The organism is Tepidimonas sp., from assembly GCF_046292505.1.
GTDB lineage: Bacteria > Pseudomonadota > Gammaproteobacteria > Burkholderiales > Burkholderiaceae_C > Tepidimonas.
This window is the reverse complement of sequence record NZ_JBKBQX010000007.1, coordinates 24,055-41,321: the sequence shown is the minus strand read 5'-3', so window position 1 is coordinate 41,321 and position 17,267 is coordinate 24,055. Positions and strand designations below refer to the sequence as shown.

General features: G+C 70.4%; 14 protein-coding genes. 6 read left to right on the top strand and 8 right to left on the bottom strand.

Annotation, left to right across the window (positions count from 1 at the left end; all coding sequences use genetic code 11):
• The first annotated feature begins 139 nt into the window (after positions 1 to 139).
• On the top strand, positions 140 to 1,387 hold the full coding sequence (gene lplT / locus ACK4TH_RS05280) for a lysophospholipid transporter LplT (protein WP_409623587.1): 1,248 nt from the start codon (positions 140 to 142) through the stop codon (positions 1,385 to 1,387).
• Here lplT and ACK4TH_RS05275 read toward each other — a convergent pair.
• Positions 1,341 to 2,591 (bottom strand): glycosyltransferase family 4 protein, encoded by a 1,251-nt coding sequence (locus ACK4TH_RS05275; RefSeq protein WP_409623585.1) that lies wholly within the window; start codon positions 2,589 to 2,591, stop codon positions 1,341 to 1,343. The two genes, lplT and ACK4TH_RS05275, sit on opposite strands and share 47 nt — an antisense overlap.
• A gap of 179 nt (positions 2,592 to 2,770) precedes the next feature.
• Between ACK4TH_RS05275 and ACK4TH_RS05270 the strand changes: the two genes are divergently transcribed.
• Complete coding sequence (locus ACK4TH_RS05270; protein WP_409623583.1) at positions 2,771 to 3,382, top strand: hypothetical protein; 612 nt, start codon at positions 2,771 to 2,773, stop codon at positions 3,380 to 3,382.
• A gap of 72 nt (positions 3,383 to 3,454) precedes the next feature.
• Here ACK4TH_RS05270 and ACK4TH_RS05265 read toward each other — a convergent pair whose 3' ends face one another.
• Positions 3,455 to 5,134, bottom strand: coding sequence for an aminotransferase class III-fold pyridoxal phosphate-dependent enzyme (locus ACK4TH_RS05265; protein WP_409623581.1), 1,680 nt, complete (start codon positions 5,132 to 5,134; stop codon positions 3,455 to 3,457).
• Between the two features lie 43 nt (positions 5,135 to 5,177).
• On the opposite strand from ACK4TH_RS05265, the gene asd reads away from it, so the two are divergent.
• Positions 5,178 to 6,080 (top strand): archaetidylserine decarboxylase, encoded by a 903-nt coding sequence (asd, locus tag ACK4TH_RS05260; RefSeq protein WP_409623579.1) that lies wholly within the window; start codon positions 5,178 to 5,180, stop codon positions 6,078 to 6,080.
• 80 nt (positions 6,081 to 6,160) lie between these two features.
• On the opposite strand, the gene otnI is transcribed toward asd, so the two are convergent.
• The 5 genes from otnI to ACK4TH_RS05235 all read right to left on the bottom strand — a co-directional run bounded on the left by otnI (position 6,161) and on the right by ACK4TH_RS05235 (position 12,087).
• Positions 6,161 to 6,949 (bottom strand): 2-oxo-tetronate isomerase, encoded by a 789-nt coding sequence (gene otnI, locus ACK4TH_RS05255; RefSeq protein WP_409623577.1) that lies wholly within the window; start codon positions 6,947 to 6,949, stop codon positions 6,161 to 6,163.
• Positions 6,950 to 6,956: 7 nt separating this feature from the next.
• Positions 6,957 to 8,309 carry a phosphoglucosamine mutase gene (gene glmM, locus ACK4TH_RS05250; protein ID WP_409623575.1) on the bottom strand — a complete coding sequence of 451 codons (1,353 nt, stop codon included), beginning with the start codon at positions 8,307 to 8,309 and terminating at the stop codon, positions 6,957 to 6,959.
• Complete coding sequence (folP, locus tag ACK4TH_RS05245; RefSeq protein WP_409623573.1) at positions 8,306 to 9,193, bottom strand: dihydropteroate synthase; 888 nt, start codon at positions 9,191 to 9,193, stop codon at positions 8,306 to 8,308. Before folP ends, glmM begins: the two co-directional genes overlap by 4 nt.
• 103 nt (positions 9,194 to 9,296) lie before the next feature.
• Positions 9,297 to 11,228, bottom strand: a complete 1,932-nt coding sequence (ftsH, locus tag ACK4TH_RS05240) for an ATP-dependent zinc metalloprotease FtsH (RefSeq protein ID WP_409623571.1) — start codon at positions 11,226 to 11,228, stop codon at positions 9,297 to 9,299.
• A 169-nt stretch (positions 11,229 to 11,397) separates the two neighbouring features.
• Positions 11,398 to 12,087: an RlmE family RNA methyltransferase gene (locus tag ACK4TH_RS05235; RefSeq protein WP_409623569.1), complete on the bottom strand. Its 690-nt coding sequence runs from the start codon at positions 12,085 to 12,087 to the stop codon at positions 11,398 to 11,400.
• A gap of 142 nt (positions 12,088 to 12,229) precedes the next feature.
• Here ACK4TH_RS05235 and ACK4TH_RS05230 point away from each other — a divergent pair, with 142 nt between their 5' ends.
• The 3 genes from ACK4TH_RS05230 to ACK4TH_RS05220 all read left to right on the top strand — a co-directional run bounded on the left by ACK4TH_RS05230 (position 12,230) and on the right by ACK4TH_RS05220 (position 16,500).
• The gene (locus ACK4TH_RS05230; RefSeq protein WP_068609494.1) at positions 12,230 to 12,709 is read left to right on the top strand and encodes a YhbY family RNA-binding protein; all 480 of its coding nucleotides are present in this window, start codon (positions 12,230 to 12,232) and stop codon (positions 12,707 to 12,709) included.
• A gap of 49 nt (positions 12,710 to 12,758) precedes the next feature.
• Complete coding sequence (locus tag ACK4TH_RS05225) at positions 12,759 to 14,819, top strand: M3 family metallopeptidase (RefSeq protein ID WP_409623566.1); 2,061 nt, start codon at positions 12,759 to 12,761, stop codon at positions 14,817 to 14,819.
• Positions 14,820 to 14,922: 103 nt separating this feature from the next.
• The gene (locus ACK4TH_RS05220; protein ID WP_409623564.1) at positions 14,923 to 16,500 is read left to right on the top strand and encodes a methyl-accepting chemotaxis protein; all 1,578 of its coding nucleotides are present in this window, start codon (positions 14,923 to 14,925) and stop codon (positions 16,498 to 16,500) included.
• Between the two features lie 15 nt (positions 16,501 to 16,515).
• Here ACK4TH_RS05220 and rpiA read toward each other — a convergent pair whose 3' ends face one another.
• Positions 16,516 to 17,208: a ribose-5-phosphate isomerase RpiA gene (gene rpiA / locus ACK4TH_RS05215; RefSeq protein WP_409623672.1), complete on the bottom strand. Its 693-nt coding sequence runs from the start codon at positions 17,206 to 17,208 to the stop codon at positions 16,516 to 16,518.
• Between the last annotated feature and the right edge of the window lie 59 nt (positions 17,209 to 17,267).

Sequence of the window (17,267 nt, the reverse complement as noted above, 5' to 3'; positions counted from 1 at the left end):
GCCGCGGCCGCCCACGGCTAAGCATTCTGGACGGCGGGCATGACGCGGCCTTGGCGGTTCCGTGTCAGCGGCATGACATCGACCGCGGCGGCACCAGCTTCACGCGCGTGTCACGCAGCAGCGGCAGACTGCCAACCCCATGCCGGCGGGTTTTTTCTGGTTGCTGGCGGCGCAGTTCCTCTCCGGACTGGCCGACCACGCGGTGCTGATCGTCGCCATCGCCTATCTGCAGGAGCAGCGCCACCCGCTGTGGTGGGCCCCGCTGCTGAAGTTCGCCTTCACCTGGAGCTACGTGCTGCTGGCGCCGGTGGCCGGTGCCTGGGCCGATGCGGTGCGCAAGAACGTGCTGATGGGGCGCATGAATGCGCTGAAGGCGGTGGCGGTGGCGGGGCTGGCGGCCGGCGCACACCCGCTGGCGGCGTTTGCGCTGCTGGGGCTGGCGGCGGCGCTGTACGCGCCGGCCAAATATGGCTGGATCACCGAATCGACGCCCGGGCGCGACCTGGTGGCCGCCAACGGCTGGGCGGAGGTGTCGGTGGTGCTGTCGGTGCTGTTGGGCACCGCCCTGGGCGGCTGGTGGGTGTCGCCGGCGTGGCAGGCACCGCAGGCGCTGCCTTGGCTGGGGCTGGACGGCTGGCTGCCGGCCACGGCGCTGCTGCCGGCTTTCGCGGCGGTGCTGACGCTGTACGGCCTGGCAGCCTGGTGCAATCGCCACATCCCGTCGCGGCCGGCGCGGCGCGCGCTGCCGCTGCGCGACTGGCCGGCGCTGTGGCCGCGCTTCTGGCGCGACAACGCACGGCTCTGGCGCGATCCGCTCGGCGGGCTGTCGCTGGCGGTGACGACGTGGTTCTGGGGCTTTGGCGCGCTGATGCAGATCGCGGTGCTGCGCTGGGCCGAGCTGCGGCTGGACCTGCCGCTGTCACAGGCGGCGTACCTGCAGGCCACCGTCGCGCTGGGCGTGGTGGCCGGCGCGGTGTGGGTGGCGCGGCGGGTGGACCTGCGCCGCGCCTGGCGCGTGCTGCCGCTGGGCGTGGCGCTGGGCGCGCTGCTGGCGCTGGCCGTGCACACACGGGATCTGGGGCTGGCGGTGCTTGGGTTGCTGGTGATCGGCGCACTGGGCGGGATGCTGGTGGTGCCGATGAACGCGCTGCTGCAGTACCGCGGCCACCGGCTGCTGCAGCCAGGGCAGTCGATCGCCATCCAGGGCTTCAACGAGAACGCCAGCGTGCTGGTGATGCTGGGGGCGCTCGCCTTGGCCATGCGCGCCGACTGGCCGCTGGTGCCGCTGCTGTCGGCGCTGGGGATGACGATGGCGCTGGGGCTGGCGCTGCTGTGGCAGCTCACGCGCCGGTGGCGGGCAGACCGTCCCACCACGGCGACGACCTGACCGCCGCCGGCCCGGCCGCGTGCGCCGCCAGCAGCCGCAGCCAGATCGACTCCACCTGCTCGACGATGCGCCCCCAGCCCAGGTGCTGCACCGCGTGCACCGCACCGGCGCGCAGCCGCTGCAGCAGCGCCTCGTCGCCGGCCACGGTGCGCGCCAGCTGCAGGTAGGTCTGCGCATCGCCCACCGGCGCCAACAGGCCGCTGTCGCCGTGGCGCACCACCTCGGCGGCGGCGGCGTAGTCGAACGCCAGCACCGGCAGGCCGCTGGCCAGCGCCTCCAGCGTCACGTTGCCAAAGGTCTCGGTCAGGCTCGGGAAGGCCAGCAGGTCGCCGTTGGCGTAGGCGTGCGCCAGCGCCTCACCCGTGAGCGCCCCCAGCAACACCGCCTGCGGGCAGCGCTGCGCCAGCCAGGCGCGCTGCGGCCCGTCGCCCACCACCACCAGCCGCCAGCCCGGCGCCACCGCGCGCATGGTGTCAAACGCCGCCGCCAGCAGCTCCAGATTTTTCTCCGGCGCCAGGCGGCCGACGTAGAGCAGCACGCGCTCGCCGGCCTGCACGCCCCACAGCGCGCGCAGCGCCGGGCTGCGCAGCGCCGGCGTGAAACGGTCCACGTCCACGCCGCGCTGCACGACGAGCAGCCGCTCGAAGCCCGCCGCGCGCAACTGCTCGCGCAGGCCGTCGGTCGGCACCAGCGTACAGTCGGCCTGGTTGTGGAAGCGCCGCAGGTAGGCCTGCACCGAGCGGCGCAGCCAGCCGACACCGTAGTGCTCGCTGTAGGCGTCGAAGTGGGTGCGAAAGTCCGTGCTGACCGGCAGCTGCAGCTTGCGCGCGGTGCGCAGGGCCGACCAGCCCAGCGGCCCCTCGGTGGCGATGTGCACGATGTCGGGGCGGCGGCGCATCCACAGCGCCTGCAGCGCGCGCTGCGCCGGCAGCCCCATGCGCAGCTGGGGGTAGCGCGGGATCGGCAGGCCGCGCGTCAGCACCTGCTCCAGGCCGAGGCGGCTGCCGTCGCGGTCCCAGGCGTCGGCCGCCTGGCGCGGCCGCACCACCTGCACGTCGTGGTCGCGCAGCTGCAGCCCGCGCACCAGCCGCTCCACCGTGGTGGCCACGCCGTTGATCTCGGGCGGGAAGGTCTCGGTGACCACCGCCACGCGCAGCAGCGCACGGCGGGGCGGAAAACTCTCGATCATCAGGCGCGCATCCATGACCGACGAGCGTGGCCGCGGCGTGCGACAGGCGTATGACAGCCCGCACCGCGAACGCGGACGTCACCGTGGCGTCACACGATGTCGCGACCATGACGTCCGCCGGAGCCGCCGCGCCGCCCCGGCGCGCGCAGCCCCGCTGCCCTGCCCTTTTCTCCATCCCTCGACGAGGACACCCGATGATGCTGCAACGCTTCCTGCACACCCTGCGCGAGCAGCGCTGGGACGACCACCGCTACTACCACCAGAGCCGCATCAACCAGACGCTGCACCTGATCAGTGCGATCAGCTTCGTGGTCGCCTACGTCTGGCTGTTCCAGGACCCCGCCACCGCGGCGCTGATCGCCTGGGGCATCTCGATGGTGACGCGCCAGTCGGGGCACTTCTTCTTCGAGCCGAAGGGCTACGACCACGTCAACCAGGTGACGCACGAGTACAAGGAGGCGGTCAAGGTCGGCTACAACCTGAAGCGCAAGGTGGTGCTGATGACGGTGTGGGCCGCCTCGCCGCTGCTGCTGGCGTGGGATCCGACGGCGTTCGGGTGGCTGCAGCCGCACGAGGACTGGCGTGGTTTCTGGCACAACGTCGGCTGGCTGTGGTTCGCCATCGGCGTCGGCGCCCTGCTGGTGCGCGTGCTGCAACTGTGGATGGAAAAGGATCTCTACACCGGCCTCGTGTGGGTGACGAAGATCGTCACCGACCCCTTCCACGACATCAAGCTGTACCACCGCGCGCCGCTACACCTGCTGCGCGGCCAGCTGCTCGATCCCGGCCACCCGCGCGCCGGCTGACGGCGCGGCGCCGGCCCGCCCGCAGCTGACCCGGGCGGGCCGGACGACCGGAGCCGGCGCGGCGTGCCGGCTTCAGACGGCGGCCCGAGCGCGCCGCCGCGCCTGCCACCACGCCTGCAGCGTCTCGCGCAGCAGGCTGCGGCGCAGGCGCCGCGCCCACACCTCGGATGGCAGCGCCTCGTCGCGCCACCACCAGCCGTCAGCCTGCATGCGGCGGCACGCGGCAACGAAGCGCTGCAACACCTCCTCGAACGCCGCGTCCTCCAGCGCGATCGGAAAAATGAGCCGTCCGGTGCCGACCCAGCTCAGCGCGAGCCCCGCATCCCGCAGGTAATACTGCAGCAGCCAGTGGTAGCGCCCCGGCTGGGTGTAGAGCACCGTCCAGATCGACGACAGCGCCGCCACCCGCACCGGCACGCCGGCGGCCTGCAGCGCCGCGTTGAAGCGCTGCTCGCGCATGCGCCAGCGCTCGTCCAACCCGTCGTAGGCGGCACGCACCTCGGGGCGCTCCAGCGCGCGCAGGAAGGCGTTCATCGCCCCCATCACGTAGGGGTGGGCGTTGAAGGTGCCGCGCGCGAAGCACAGGTCCGCCGGGCGGTCGGAGCGGAAGCGCTCCATCCAGCGCCGCTTGCCGCACACCACCCCGACCGGCAGACCACCGCCCAGCGTCTTGCCGTAGCAGACCAGGTCGGCCTGTACGCCGAAGTAGGCCTGCGCGCCGCCCGGCGCCAGCCGAAAGCCCACGAACACCTCGTCGAAGATCAGCGCGATGCCGGCTGCGGTGCAGACCTCCCGCAGACGCTGCAGCCAGCGCGCGTAGGCGTCGCGGTCGAAGGCCGCCGCGCGCGTGCCGCTGACCAAGGTGGAGTCGCTCGGCGCGGCGCGGTTGGGGTGGAGCGCCTGCAGCGGGTTGACCAGCACGCAGGCGATGTCGCGCCGCGTGCGCAGCACCTCCAACGTCGCCTCACTCAGGTCCTCGAGCGTGTAGGTCTCGCGCGGCGGCAGCGGATTGCCGGGGCCGGGCTGCACGTCCTCCCACCAGCCGTGGTAGGCGCCGGCGAAGCGCACCACGCGGCGCCGCCCGGTGTGGTAGCGCGCCAGCCGCACGGCCTGCATCACCGCCTCGGTGCCGGACATGTGAAACGTCACATCGTCCATGCCGCTCAGCGCCTTCAGGCGCGCGACGTTGTCGGCCACGCACGGGTGCAGGCCGCCGAGCACCGGCCCCAGCGCCGCACCCAGGCGCGCGCCCTCCTCCATCGTGCCCTTGTAGAAGTCCAACCCCAGCACGTTGACGCCGTAGGAGCCGGTCAGGTCGAGGAAGCGGTTGCCGTCGAGGTCGATCAGCCACGGCCCTTCGCTGCGCGCCCAGAAGGCCCCGACGGGCAGCTCGCGCGCCAGCTCGGCAAACGGATACGGCACCCGGTAGCGCCCGGTCAGGCGCAGGTCGGGCATCCCCTCGCGCGCCTGTGCGGTCAGCTCGAGCGTCTGCGGCGCGGCGGCGCGCAGCCGCTGCGCCAGCGCCTGCCAGCCCTGCAGCCGCGCCTGCACCACGTCGGGCGGCGCACCGTCCAGCGCGAACGCCTGCGGCGCCTGCAGCGTGTAACCGGGCAGCCAGCGTGCCACGCGCTTGGCCATGCGCGGATGCCCCGCAAGCGACGGCGCCTTGGCGCGCGACAGGCGCAGCCGCCGCCAGCCCCACGGCACGGCAGCCAGCGCCGCCGCGGCGCTCCACCAGACGGGTTCCATCATCGGTGTCACCATTCCTTCAACGGGTTCGGCGACAGTTGTACGCATGGCCTTTGACACGCCCGTGAAACCCGCGGCGGCACGCGCCGGCTGGCGCGCCTGGCGCGACCGCGTGCTGCAGCACGAATCGCTCAACTATGCGCTGACCAACCACGTGCCGCGCGTGGCCCTCACGCTGCTGATGGGGCGGCTGAGCCGCCTCGACAGCCCCGCCTTCACGCGCCTGGCGCTGGCGGTGTGGCGGCTGTTCGCCGACCTGGACCTGAGCGACGCCGCCCCGGCCGAGTACCGCAGCCTGCGCGACGTCTTCACGCGCGCGCTGCGCGACGGCGCGCGAGCGTTCGACCCCGACCCGGACGTGCTGTGCAGCCCGTGCGACGCCCTCGTCGGCGCCTGCGGCGACGTGCACGGCACCACCGCCTGGCAGGCCAAGGGCATGCCGTACCGACTGGAGGACCTGATCGGCCCCGAGGCCGCCGCCGTGCACGCCAACGGGCGGTTCGTCACGCTGCGGCTGACCTCGACGATGTACCACCGCTTCCACGCGCCGGCCGACCTGCACGTGCGCCGCGTGCGCTACGTCAGCGGCGACGTCTTCAACGTCAACCCGCCGGCGCTGCGGCGCATCCCGGCGCTGTTCTGCCGCAACGAGCGCGCGCTGATCGAGGCGACGCTGCCGGACGGCAGCCCGATCGCGCTGGTGCCGGTGGCCGCGATCCTGGTGGCCAGCATCCGGCTGCACTTCCTCGACGTTACGCTGCACCTGCGCTGGCGTGGCCCCCACGAGCTGCCGTGCGACGCGCGTCTGAGCCGCGGACAGGAGATGGGCTGGTTCGAACACGGCTCGACGATCATCCTGTTCGTGCCGGCGCACTGGCGGCTGGCCGACGGCATCGAGCCGGGCTGCACGGTCCGCGCCGGGCAAGCGCTGTGGCGACGGGAGACTTGACGCGGATGGGTCAGACGCAGCGCCCGCCGTCAACCTCCAGGCCAACACGATACCTCGGGCTGGGGAGCCGCGCGCCGGCTTCAGGACTGGGCATTCTTGTAAGGCGCGAACCAGCCCAGCCCATTCGAAGTTGCGCCGCGCGGACGGTATTCGCAACCGATGTACCCGTCGTAGCCCAGGGTATCGATCTTGTCGAACAGCCAGCGGTAATTGACTTCGCCGGTATCCGGTTCGTGGCGGTGCGGCACGCCTGCGATCTGCAGGTGACCCACACCGTCCAGATGGCGCTCGAGCCGCATCACAAGGTCGCCCTCCATGATCTGGCAGTGGTAGAGGTCCATCTGCACCTTCAGGTTGGTGGCACCGACTTCGGCCACGACCTCGTGGGCCTGTTGCTGAAGGTTCAGGAAATAGCCCGGCATATCCCGGGTGTTGATCGGTTCGATCAACGCGGTGATGCCGTAGGGCGCGAGCTGCTGCGCCGCGTGGCGCAGGTTGGCCACATAGGTGCGCCGCATCGCATCGCGGTCGGCACCTTCCGGTACCCGACCCGCCATCACATGCAGGCGGCGGCACCCCGTGGCCAGCGCGTATCGGAGCGCCTGCTGCACGCTCTCGGCAAATTCGGCCTCGCGGCCAGGAAGTGCCGCCAAGCCGCGCTCGCCCGCCGCCCAGTCGCCGGGGGGTAGGTTGAACAAGGCCTGGGTGAGGCCATGCTCGCGCAGCCGCCGCGCGATCGCTTCTGGGGCGTGCTCGTAGGGAAACAGGCACTCGACTGCCCGGAAGCCGTCTGCCGCCGCCGCGGCAAAACGGTCCAGGAAGTCGTGCTCCGCATACATCATCGACAGATTGGCGGCAAAGCGGGGCATGGCGGGTTCAAACCGACACGGGAGTCCGCATCGCAGCTGCCTCGGCCAGCCGCGCGGCCCACTGCTCGGCGTCGTCGGCGCGGCGCGCCTCCACCATCACGCGCAGCACCGGCTCGGTGCCGCTGGCACGGATCAGCACGCGGCCATCCGCGCCCAGCGCCGCCTCGGCCGCGCGCTGCGCCTGCTGCAGCGCGGCGTTGGCGCGCCAGTCCGCACCCGGGGCCAGCCGCACGTTGCGCAGCACCTGCGGAAAGCGCTCCACGCCCTGCAGCACCTGCGCCAGCGTGCGCTGCTGCCGCAGGCAGGCCTGCAGCACCTGCAGCGCCGAGACGATGCCGTCGCCGGTGGTCTGCTTGTCGAGAATGATCAGGTGGCCGGAGCCCTCGCCGCCCAGCAGCCAGTGGTGGCGGTGCAGCTCCTCCAGCACGTAGCGGTCGCCGACCTTGGCGCGCACCAGCCGCACGCCGCGCGCGGCCAGCGCCTGCTCGATCGCCATGTTGGTCATCAGCGTGCCGACGACGCCCGGCACCACCTCGTCGCGGCCCAGGCGGTCGTCCGCGAGCACGTACAGCAGCTCGTCGCCGTCGTAGAGCCGGCCGCTCGCGTCCACCATCTGCAGCCGGTCGGCGTCGCCGTCCAGCGCGATGCCGAGGTCGGCCTCGTGCGCGCGCACCGCGGCGATGAGCGTCTGCGGATGCGTGGCGCCGACGCCGTCGTTGATGTTGCGGCCATTGGGGCTGCAGCCGATCGGCACCACGTCGGCGCCCAGCTCGTGGAACACCGCCGGCGCGATCTGGTAGGCCGCGCCGTGCGCCGCATCGACCACGATCTTCAGCCCCCGCAGGCTGAGGTCCGGGGCGAAGGTGCTCTTGCAGAACTCGATGTAGCGCCCGGCAGCGTCGCTCAGCCGCCGCGCGGCGCCCAGCGAGGCCGACTCCACCCACGCCGGCGGCTGCGCCAGCGCCGCCTCCACCGCCAGCTCCCACTCGTCGGGCAACTTGGTGCCTTGGGCGCTGAAGAACTTGATGCCGTTGTCCGGATACGGGTTATGGCTGGCGCTGATGACGACGCCGAGGCTCGCGCGCTGCGCGCGCGTCAGATACGCCACCGCGGGCGTCGGCACCGGCCCGAGCAGCACCACGTCCACCCCGGCGGAGGCAAAGCCCGACTCCAGCGCCGACTCCAGCATGTAGCCGGAGATGCGCGTGTCCTTGCCGATCAGCACCGTCGGCCGCGCTTCGGTGCGCTTGAGCACCTGCCCGACCGCATGCGCCAGCCGCAACGCGAAGTCCGGCGTGATCGGCGGACGGCCCACCGTGCCGCGGATGCCATCGGTACCGAAATACTGCCGTGTCGTCATGCGTCCTCCCTGTCGTTCAAGGCCATCCAGACCTGCAGCGCCTGCACGGTGGCGGCGACGTCATGCACGCGCACGATGCGCGCGCCGCGCTGCACCGCCAGCAGCGCCGCGGCGACGCTGGCCCCCAAGCGCTCGGCGGCCACCTCCACACCGGTGAGGCGCCCCAGCGTGGACTTGCGCGACCAGCCGGCCAGCAGCGGGTAGCCGAGTGTCAGCAGCTCGCGCTGGCGGGCGAGCAAATCGAGGTTTTGCTCCACCGTCTTGCCAAAACCGATGCCGTAGTCGAGCACGATGCGCTCGCGCGCCACGCCGCGCGCCAGCAGCGCTTGCACCCGCGCGGCCAGGAATTCGCGCACCTGCGCTACGGCGTCGCCCTCCATCGGCTGCACCTGCATGTCCTGCGGCTGGCGGTGCATGTGCATCAGCACCACGCCGCAGGCCGGATCCTGCGCCACCACGTCTTCGCCGCTGCGGCCGTCCGCGCCACGGCGCCGCAGCGCCCAGACATCGTTGACGATGTCCGCCCCCAGCGCCAGGCATTCGGCCATCACCTCGGGCTTGTAGGTGTCCACGCTGATCGGTACGCCCCAGCGCACCGCCTCGCGCACCACCGGCACGACGCGCGCCAGCTCCTCCGCCAGCGGCACCGGCGGTGCGCCGGGCCGGGTCGATTCGCCGCCGATGTCGAGAATGTCGGCCCCCTCCTTGAGCAGCGCCTCGGCGTGGCGCAGGGCGCCGGTGGTGTCGGCGTGGGCGCCGCCGTCGGAGAACGAATCCGGCGTGACGTTGACGATGCCCATCACGCGCGGGCGGCTCAGATCGATGCGAAAGCGTGCCGTCTGCCAGCAGGCAGACAGGGGGGTGGACGGCAGCGGTGACGGCATGGCCGCTATTGTGCCCGGGCCGAGGCCCCCTCCGAGGCCGCCGCAGCCAAAACAATCGAGGCCGCGGGAGGCGGCCTCGGCACCGATACGACGGGCGGGGTGGTCAGGCCGCCGTAGGCGCCTGCGGTGAGGGATCGGCCTTCACCGGCTCCGCCGCCCCTCCGGCATCGCCCCCCCCACCGGCGTTGGGTGAGCGGGGGCTGACCTCCTTGGGCGGACGCGGCGGGCGACCGGCCATGATGTCGTCGATCTGGTCGGCGTCGATGGTCTCCCACTCCAGCAGCGCCTTGGCCATGGCGTGCATCTTGTCGGCGTTCTCCTCGATCAACCGGCGGGCCAGCGCGTATTGCTCGTCGATGATGCGGCGCACCTCGGCATCGACCTGCCGCATCGTCTCCTCGCTCATGTGCGTGGTCTTGGTGATCGAGCGGCCCAGGAACACCTCGCCTTCGTTTTCGGCGTAAACCATCGGCCCGAGCTTTTCGGACATGCCGTAGCGCATCACCATGTCGCGCGCGATCTGCGTGGCGCGCTCGAAATCGTTGCTCGCCCCGGTGGTCATCTGATTCATGAAGACCTCTTCGGCAATGCGCCCGCCAAACAGCATGCTGATCTGGTTGAGCATGTACTCCTTGTCGTAGGAGTAACGGTCCTTCTCCGGCAGGCTCATCGTCACGCCGAGCGCGCGGCCGCGCGGGATGATCGTGACCTTGTGCACCGGATCGCATTTCGGCAGCAGCTTGCCGATCAGCGCATGGCCGGCCTCGTGGTAGGCGGTGTTGCGCCGCTCTTCTTCCGGCATGACCATGCTCTTGCGCTCGGGGCCCATCAGGATCTTGTCCTTGGCCTTTTCGAAGTCCTGCATCTCGACGACGCGGGCGTTGCGCCGCGCCGCCATCAGCGCCGCCTCGTTGCACAGGTTGGCCAGATCCGCGCCGCTCATGCCGGGTGTGCCGCGCGCGATGATCTCCGGGCTCACGTCCGGGCCGATCGGGATCTTGCGCATGTGCACCTTCAGGATCTGCTCGCGGCCGCGAATGTCGGGCAACGTCACGTAGACCTGGCGGTCGAAGCGGCCCGGGCGCAGCAAGGCGGCGTCCAGGATGTCGGGCCGGTTGGTCGCCGCGATCACGATGACGCCGAGGTTGGTCTCGAAACCATCCATCTCGACGAGCATCTGGTTGAGCGTCTGCTCGCGCTCGTCGTTGCCACCGCCCAAACCCGCGCCACGCTGGCGGCCCACGGCGTCGATTTCGTCGATGAAGATGATGCAGGGGGCATTCTTCTTGGCGTTCTCGAACATGTCGCGCACCCGCGCGGCACCGACGCCGACGAACATTTCGACGAAGTCCGAGCCCGAGATGCTGAAGAACGGCACCTTGGCCTCACCGGCAATGGCCTTGGCCAGCAGCGTCTTGCCGGTACCGGGAGGGCCGACCAGCAGCAGGCCGCGCGGAATGCGCCCGCCCAGCTTTTGGAACTTCTGCGGGTCTTTCAGGAAGTCCACGACCTCCTTGACCTCTTCCTTGGCCTCGTCGCAGCCCGCCACGTCGGCAAACGTCACGGTGTTGGCGTTTTCGTCCAGCATGCGCGCCTTGCTCTTGCCAAAGCTGAACGCGCCGCCGCGCCCACCACCCTGCATCTGCCGCATGAAGTAGATCCACACGCCAATCAGCAGCAGCATCGGCCCCCAGCTCACCAGCAGGGTCATCAGCAGCGAGCCCTCCTCGCGCGGGCGCACGTCGAACTTGACGTCGTTGGCGATCAGGTCCCCCACCAAGCCGCGGTCGAGGTAGGTGGCATTGGTGCGCACCCGCCGGTCGTCGGTCGTGACGGCCACGATTTCGGTGCCGTTGGCGCCCTCCTGGATGGTGGCGCTCTTGATGCGCTGGGCCTTGACCTCGTTGAGGAAATCCGAATACGCCATGTAGCCGGCGCCGGACGTGGCACGGCCATCAAACTGCTTGAAGACCGTGAACAGCACCATGGCGATCACCATCCAGATCGCCACTTTGGAAAACCACTGGTTGTTCAACGAAGGCTCCTACCTTGTCATGCCGGGGTGGCGGATGCGACGGCATCGCGCATGCACCCCATGTGCGCCCCATTGTAGGACTTATCAAGACCGTACCCCCTTGACAAAAGCGAAACCCTTTCGATCAATGGGATAGGACACACGAATCGACCTTGCGGGCCGGGGGATTTCAGTTGCCCGACTTCAGACCCAGTCCGATCAGAAAGGTTTCCGCCGACTGGGGTCGCGACGCCCTGGGCTTGTGCGCCTTGACCGTGCGAAAGTGCGCACGAAACAGCCGCACCGCCGCGTCGTACGCCCCGCCGTGGAACACCTTGGCCACCAGTGCGCCGTCGGGCTTGAGGTGCGCCACCGCAAAGTCCACGGCCAGCTCGATCAGATGCTCGATGCGCGCGGCATCCACCTCCTCCACGCCGGACAGATTGGGAGCCATGTCCGACACCACCAGATCCACCCGGTGGGCCGCATCGCCGCCCAGGGCGTCGGCCAAGGCCGCCTGCAGGATGGCCAGCGTGCCCTCCTCGCGGAAGTCGCCCTGGATGAAGCGCACCCCATCCACCGGCTCCATGGGCAACAGGTCCAGGCCGATGACCGTGCCGCGCACCCGGGGCTGCCCGTCGGGGCCCGCTGCCGTTCCCAAGCGCCGGCGCAGGTACTGGCACCAAGCCCCCGGCGCACAGCCCAAGTCCACCACGCACTGGCCGGGGTGGATCAAATGGAAGGTCTCGTCCAGCTCCTTGAGCTTGTAGGCGGCGCGGGCGCGATAGCCCTCCTTTTGCGCCAGACGCACCCAGGGATCGGTGACATGCTGGTTGAGCCACGCCTTGTTGACCTTCTTGCTTTGTGTCTTGACCTTCATGGGGGTGGGACTATACGGCCGGACTGCGCCCCCCAGCCCCTGACCCGCTCAACGGTGGGTGCTGCGCCACACCGGCGCGTGGCCAGCAGGCCCGGGGCGGGGCCCAGCGCCCCGACCAGCCGGGATACCGGATAATCCCGCCATGCCGCGAATCGAACTCACCCCCGCCCAGCGCGCCGCCCACCGTGGGGACGCGCACCACCTCGAGCCGGTCGTCATGATCGGGGCCGATGGCCTGACCGATGCCGTCAAAGCCGAGGTGGACGCGGCCCTGAATGCGCACGGCCTCATCAAGGTGCGCGCCCTGGAGGGCGACCGCCCCCAGCGCGAAGCTTGGCTGCAGACGCTGGCGGACGAACTCAACGCCGCGCCGGTGCAACACATCGGCAAACTGCTGGTGCTGTGGCGCCCGATCCCCCCCAAGGCCAAAGCCGTCGACGAGGACCGCAAGCCCGGCCCGCGCGAATACAAGGTGGTCAAGTACAGCAAAAAGGGCGGCCAGCGCCCCGAGATCAAGACCGTGCGGGTGCTGGGCAACCAGCGGCTGACGCCGGGCGGGCTGGTCAAGAAGGCCAAGCGGCGCCAAAAGAGCGCCAAGAAATCCGCGTCTGCGGCTGGCTGATCGGCCCCCGCGGCGGCGGGGCGGCGGTTTCCATGGCATCCTTGGGTGCATGAACGACCGCATCGACACCGCCCTGCTCGACAACCCCTTGCTCGACTTTGCCGATCTGCCGCGCTTCGACGCGGTGGAACCCGGCCACGTCGCTCCCGCCATCGAATCGCTGCTGCGCGAGGCCGATGCCGCCCTGCAGCAGGTCACCGCCCCCGACTTTCCGGCGGACTGGAACGCTTTGGCCGCCACCTTGGACGTGGCGACGGAGCGCCTGGGGCGCGCCTGGGGCACCGTCAGCCACCTCAACGCCGTGGCCGACACGCCGGCGCTGCGCGCCGCCTACAACGCCATGCTGCCGCGCGTCACGGAGTTCTGGACCCGGCTGGGCGCGGACGAGCGGTTGTACGCCAAGTACAAAGCGATCGATCCCACGCGCCTGAATGCGGCCCAGCGGCGCGCACGCGAGATCGCCCTGCGCGGCTTCGTGCTCGGCGGCGCCGAATTGCAAGGCGAGGCCAAGGCACGGTTTGCCACCATCCAGGAGCGCCAAGCCGAGTTGGCCCAAAAATTCAGCGAAAACGCCCTGGACGCGACCGACGCGTATGCCTACTACGCCAGCGATGCGGAGCTGGTCGGCGTGCCCGACGATGTGCGCGCGGCAACCCGCCAGGCTGCCCAGGCCGAGGGGCGCGACGGCCACCGCCTGGGCTTGAAGCTGCCCGTGTACCTGCCCGTCATGCAGTTTGCCCACGACCGGGCGCTGCGCGAACGGCTCTACCGCGCCTACGGCACGCGCGCCAGCGACCAGGCCGAGGGCGATGGCACGCGGTTCGACAACACCCCGCTGATGCGCGAGCTGCTGGCCCTGCGCACCGAAGAGGCGCGGCTGCTCGGCTACCCCAGCTTCGCGCACGTCTCGCTCGTGCCCAAGATGGCGCAATCCCCCGAGCAGGTGATCGACTTTCTGCGCGATCTGGCCCGGCGCGCCCGCCCCTACGCCGAGCAGGACGTGGCCGACATGCGTGCTTTCGCAGCCGACCATCTGAACCTGCCCGACCCGCAGGCCTGGGACTGGCCCTACATCGCCGAGCAACTGCGCCAGGCGCGCTACGCCTACAGCGAGCAGGAGGTCAAGCCCTACTTCCCGCTGCCGCGCGTGCTGCACGGGCTGTTTCGCATCGTCGAGACGCTGTTCGAAGTCCGCATCCGCGAGGACCAGGCACCCGTGTGGCACCCCACGGTGCGCTTTTTCCGCTTGGAGCGCGACGGCGCGCTGATCGGTCAGTTTTATCTCGATCCGTCGGCGCGCGCCGGCAAGCGCGGCGGCGCCTGGATGGACGATGTGCGGGGCCGCTGGCGCCGTCCGGACGGTGGCGGCCTGCAAACGCCGGTGGCGCATCTGGTGTGCAACTTCGCCGACGGCGTGGATGGCAAACCCGCCCTGCTCACGCACGACGATGTGATCACCCTGTTCCATGAATTCGGCCACGGCCTGCACCATTTGCTCACCCAGGTGGATGAACACGACGTCGCGGGCATCGGCGGGGTGGAGTGGGACGCCGTGGAGCTGCCCAGCCAGTTCATGGAGAACTTCTGCTGGGAATGGGTGGTGCTGCAGCAGATGACGGCCCATGTGGACACGGGCGAGCCCCTGCCGCGCGCGCTCTACGAGAGAATGCTGGCGGCCCGCAACTTCCAAAGCGGTCTGCAGACGCTGCGCCAGATCGAGTTTGCGCTGTTCGACATGCGGCTGCACCTGGAAGGCGCCCCGGATGGCGACGTGATGGCCCTGCTGCAGCAGGTCCGCGACGAGGTGGCCGTGCTGCAGCCACCCGCGTGGCACCGTATGCCGCACACCTTCAGCCACATCTTTGCGGGGGGCTATGCGGCGGGCTACTACAGCTACAAATGGGCCGAGGTGCTCAGCGCGGACGCCTATGCCGCCTTCGAGGAGGCGGCCGCGCAGCGCGGCTCGCCGCTGGATGCGGATGTCGGGCGGCGCTACCGGCAGCAGATTCTGGAGGTCGGCGGCAGCCGCCCTGCGCTGGAATCCTTCCGTGCCTTCCGCGGCCGCGACCCGCAGATCGACGCGCTGCTGCGCCACCAAGGCATGGCCTGACGCCCGATCCTGTGACAGGGCGCGCGATGACGGTCACACGCCTGTCACACAAATGTCGGAAAGTGCTCGCTTGGCGACAGTCCAGCGCCTCGCGCACCCCGACATGGTTGTTCTCCGCTCCCTTCGCATCGGCCCCCGCCTGATCGCTGCCTTCGGTCTGCTGCTGGCCATGATGGCCGTGCTGGCATTCACGGGCCTGGCGGCTGTGACACAGACCAGTGATCGCGTAACCACCGTCTACCAGGATCGCGCCGTGCCCCTGCAACGGCTGGGGGAGCTGAATCAGCTGTTGCAGCGCAACCGCGCCCTGGTCATGGACATGCTGATCGATCCGGGGCGCGCCAACGTGGAGCGGCATGCGCAGGAATACGCGCAGAACGACCAGCGCATGCAGGCCATCTGGACCGACTACCAAGCGCGCCCCCATGCCCCGGACGAGCAACGGGCCGCGGACGCCTTCGAGCAGGCGCGCGCGGCCTATGTCGCACAAGGTCTGGACACCGCCGCCCGCGCCATGGCGGAGGGCCGCTACGACGACGCGCAGGAGCTGTACCTGCTGCAGGTCAAGCCGCAGGAGCCCGCCGTGCAAAACGCGCTCAATGCGCTGCTGGCGATCAAGCTGGCCCAGGCCAACCAGGAGTACCAGGCGGCGCAGTCTCTGCGGCGCACGGTGACGGTCGCGCTGATCGCCACGTCCGCAGGCGCTTTGCTGCTGGGGTTGTGGTTGGCGTGGCGCATCACGCGTTCGATCACCAGCCCCATTCGGCAAGCCGTCCAGGTGGCGGATCGGGTGGCCGCCGGCGACCTCACGGGCAGCCCCTCGGGGCCGGGTCGCGACGAGCTGGGCGACCTGCTGCGCGCCCTGGCCGCCATGCAGGCGCGACTGACCACCCTGATCGGGGACGTGCGCGACGTGTGCGACGGCGTGGCGGCCGGCGCCCAGCAGATCGCCGTCGGCAGCGCCGACCTGTCGCAACGCACCGAATCGCAGGCCGCGCAACTGCAGCAGACGGCTGCGGCCATGGCGGAGCTCAGCGGTGCCGTGACGCGCAACACCGAGACCGCCCGCTCCGCCGTCGAATCGGCCCTGCAGGCCCGTGCGACGGCCGGTGATGGCGGCCGGTTGATGCAGGACGTCGTGGCGACGATGGGCGACATCGCCGCCGGCAGTCACCGCATCGCGGATATCACGGGCGTCATCGACGCCATCGCCTTCCAGACCAACATCCTGGCCCTCAATGCTGCGGTCGAGGCTGCCCGGGCGGGCGAGGCGGGGCGCGGCTTTGCCGTGGTCGCGGGTGAGGTGCGCTCGCTGGCCCAGCGCAGCGCTGCGGCCGCGCGCGAGATCAAGGGCCTGATCGCCGACAGCGTGGCGCGCGCGGAAGCCGGATCCGCGCTGGTCGATCGCGCGGGCGAAAGCGTCGCGGGCATGGTCGCCCACATCGAGCGGGTGACGGCGCTGATCGAGTCCATGGCGCAAGCCAATCTGGAGCAGGCATCGAGCCTGCAGAAAATCCACCAGGCGATGGAGCACTTGGACGACACCACCCAACGCAACGCCGCGCTGGTGGAGCAGACCACCGCCGCTGCCGAGAGCCTGCGCCGACAGGCCGGCCACTTGGCGGAGGCGGTTCGCGTCTTTCGCCTGGAGCGGGGCGGAATCGGGCTGTTGCCTGCCTGAGCCGGAGCACCCCGGTCAGGGGGCATCGAACACGACGGTGCGCACCCCTTCGGGCGCGCCCAGCAGACAGACATGGGCGCGCTGGTGCGCGAACACCCCCACCGTCACCACCCCCGGCCAATCGTTGACCATGGACTCAAAGGCCAAAGGATCTGGGATGCGCAGGCCGTGCACATCCAGGATGTGTTGGCCGTTGTCCGTGACCAGCGGCACACCATCGCGCAGGCGTACCCGCGCCTCGCCCCCCAGCGTCGCAAACTGCCGAATCAGACGCTGGGTGGCCATCGGGATGACCTCCACCGGCAACGGAAAGCGCCCCAGCGTCTGCACCCATTTGGACTGATCGGCAATACAGACGAAGCGCCGTGACTGTGCGGCGACGATCTTTTCCCGCGTCAGCGCCGCGCCTCCCCCCTTGATCATGTAGCCGTGGGGGTCGATTTCGTCTGCGCCGTCGATGTACACCGCCAGCTCGCCCACCGCGTTGGCGTCGAACACGGGAATGCCCAGGGCCCGCAGCCGCTGGGTGGACGCCTCCGAGCTGGACACCGCGCCGGCGATGCGCGTTTGCCCCTCGGCCTGCGCCTGGGCCAGCGCGTCGATGAAGCAGTTGACCGTCGAGCCCGTGCCCACACCGACGATCTGCCCCGGCTCCACATAGGCCAGGGCTGCGCGCCCCACCAGGGCCTTGAGTTCGTCCTGTGTCATCGCCGGGGCGGACGGGTCGCGGTTCATCGTGCAGGATCCTGTCAGTGTCAAAAAAAAAG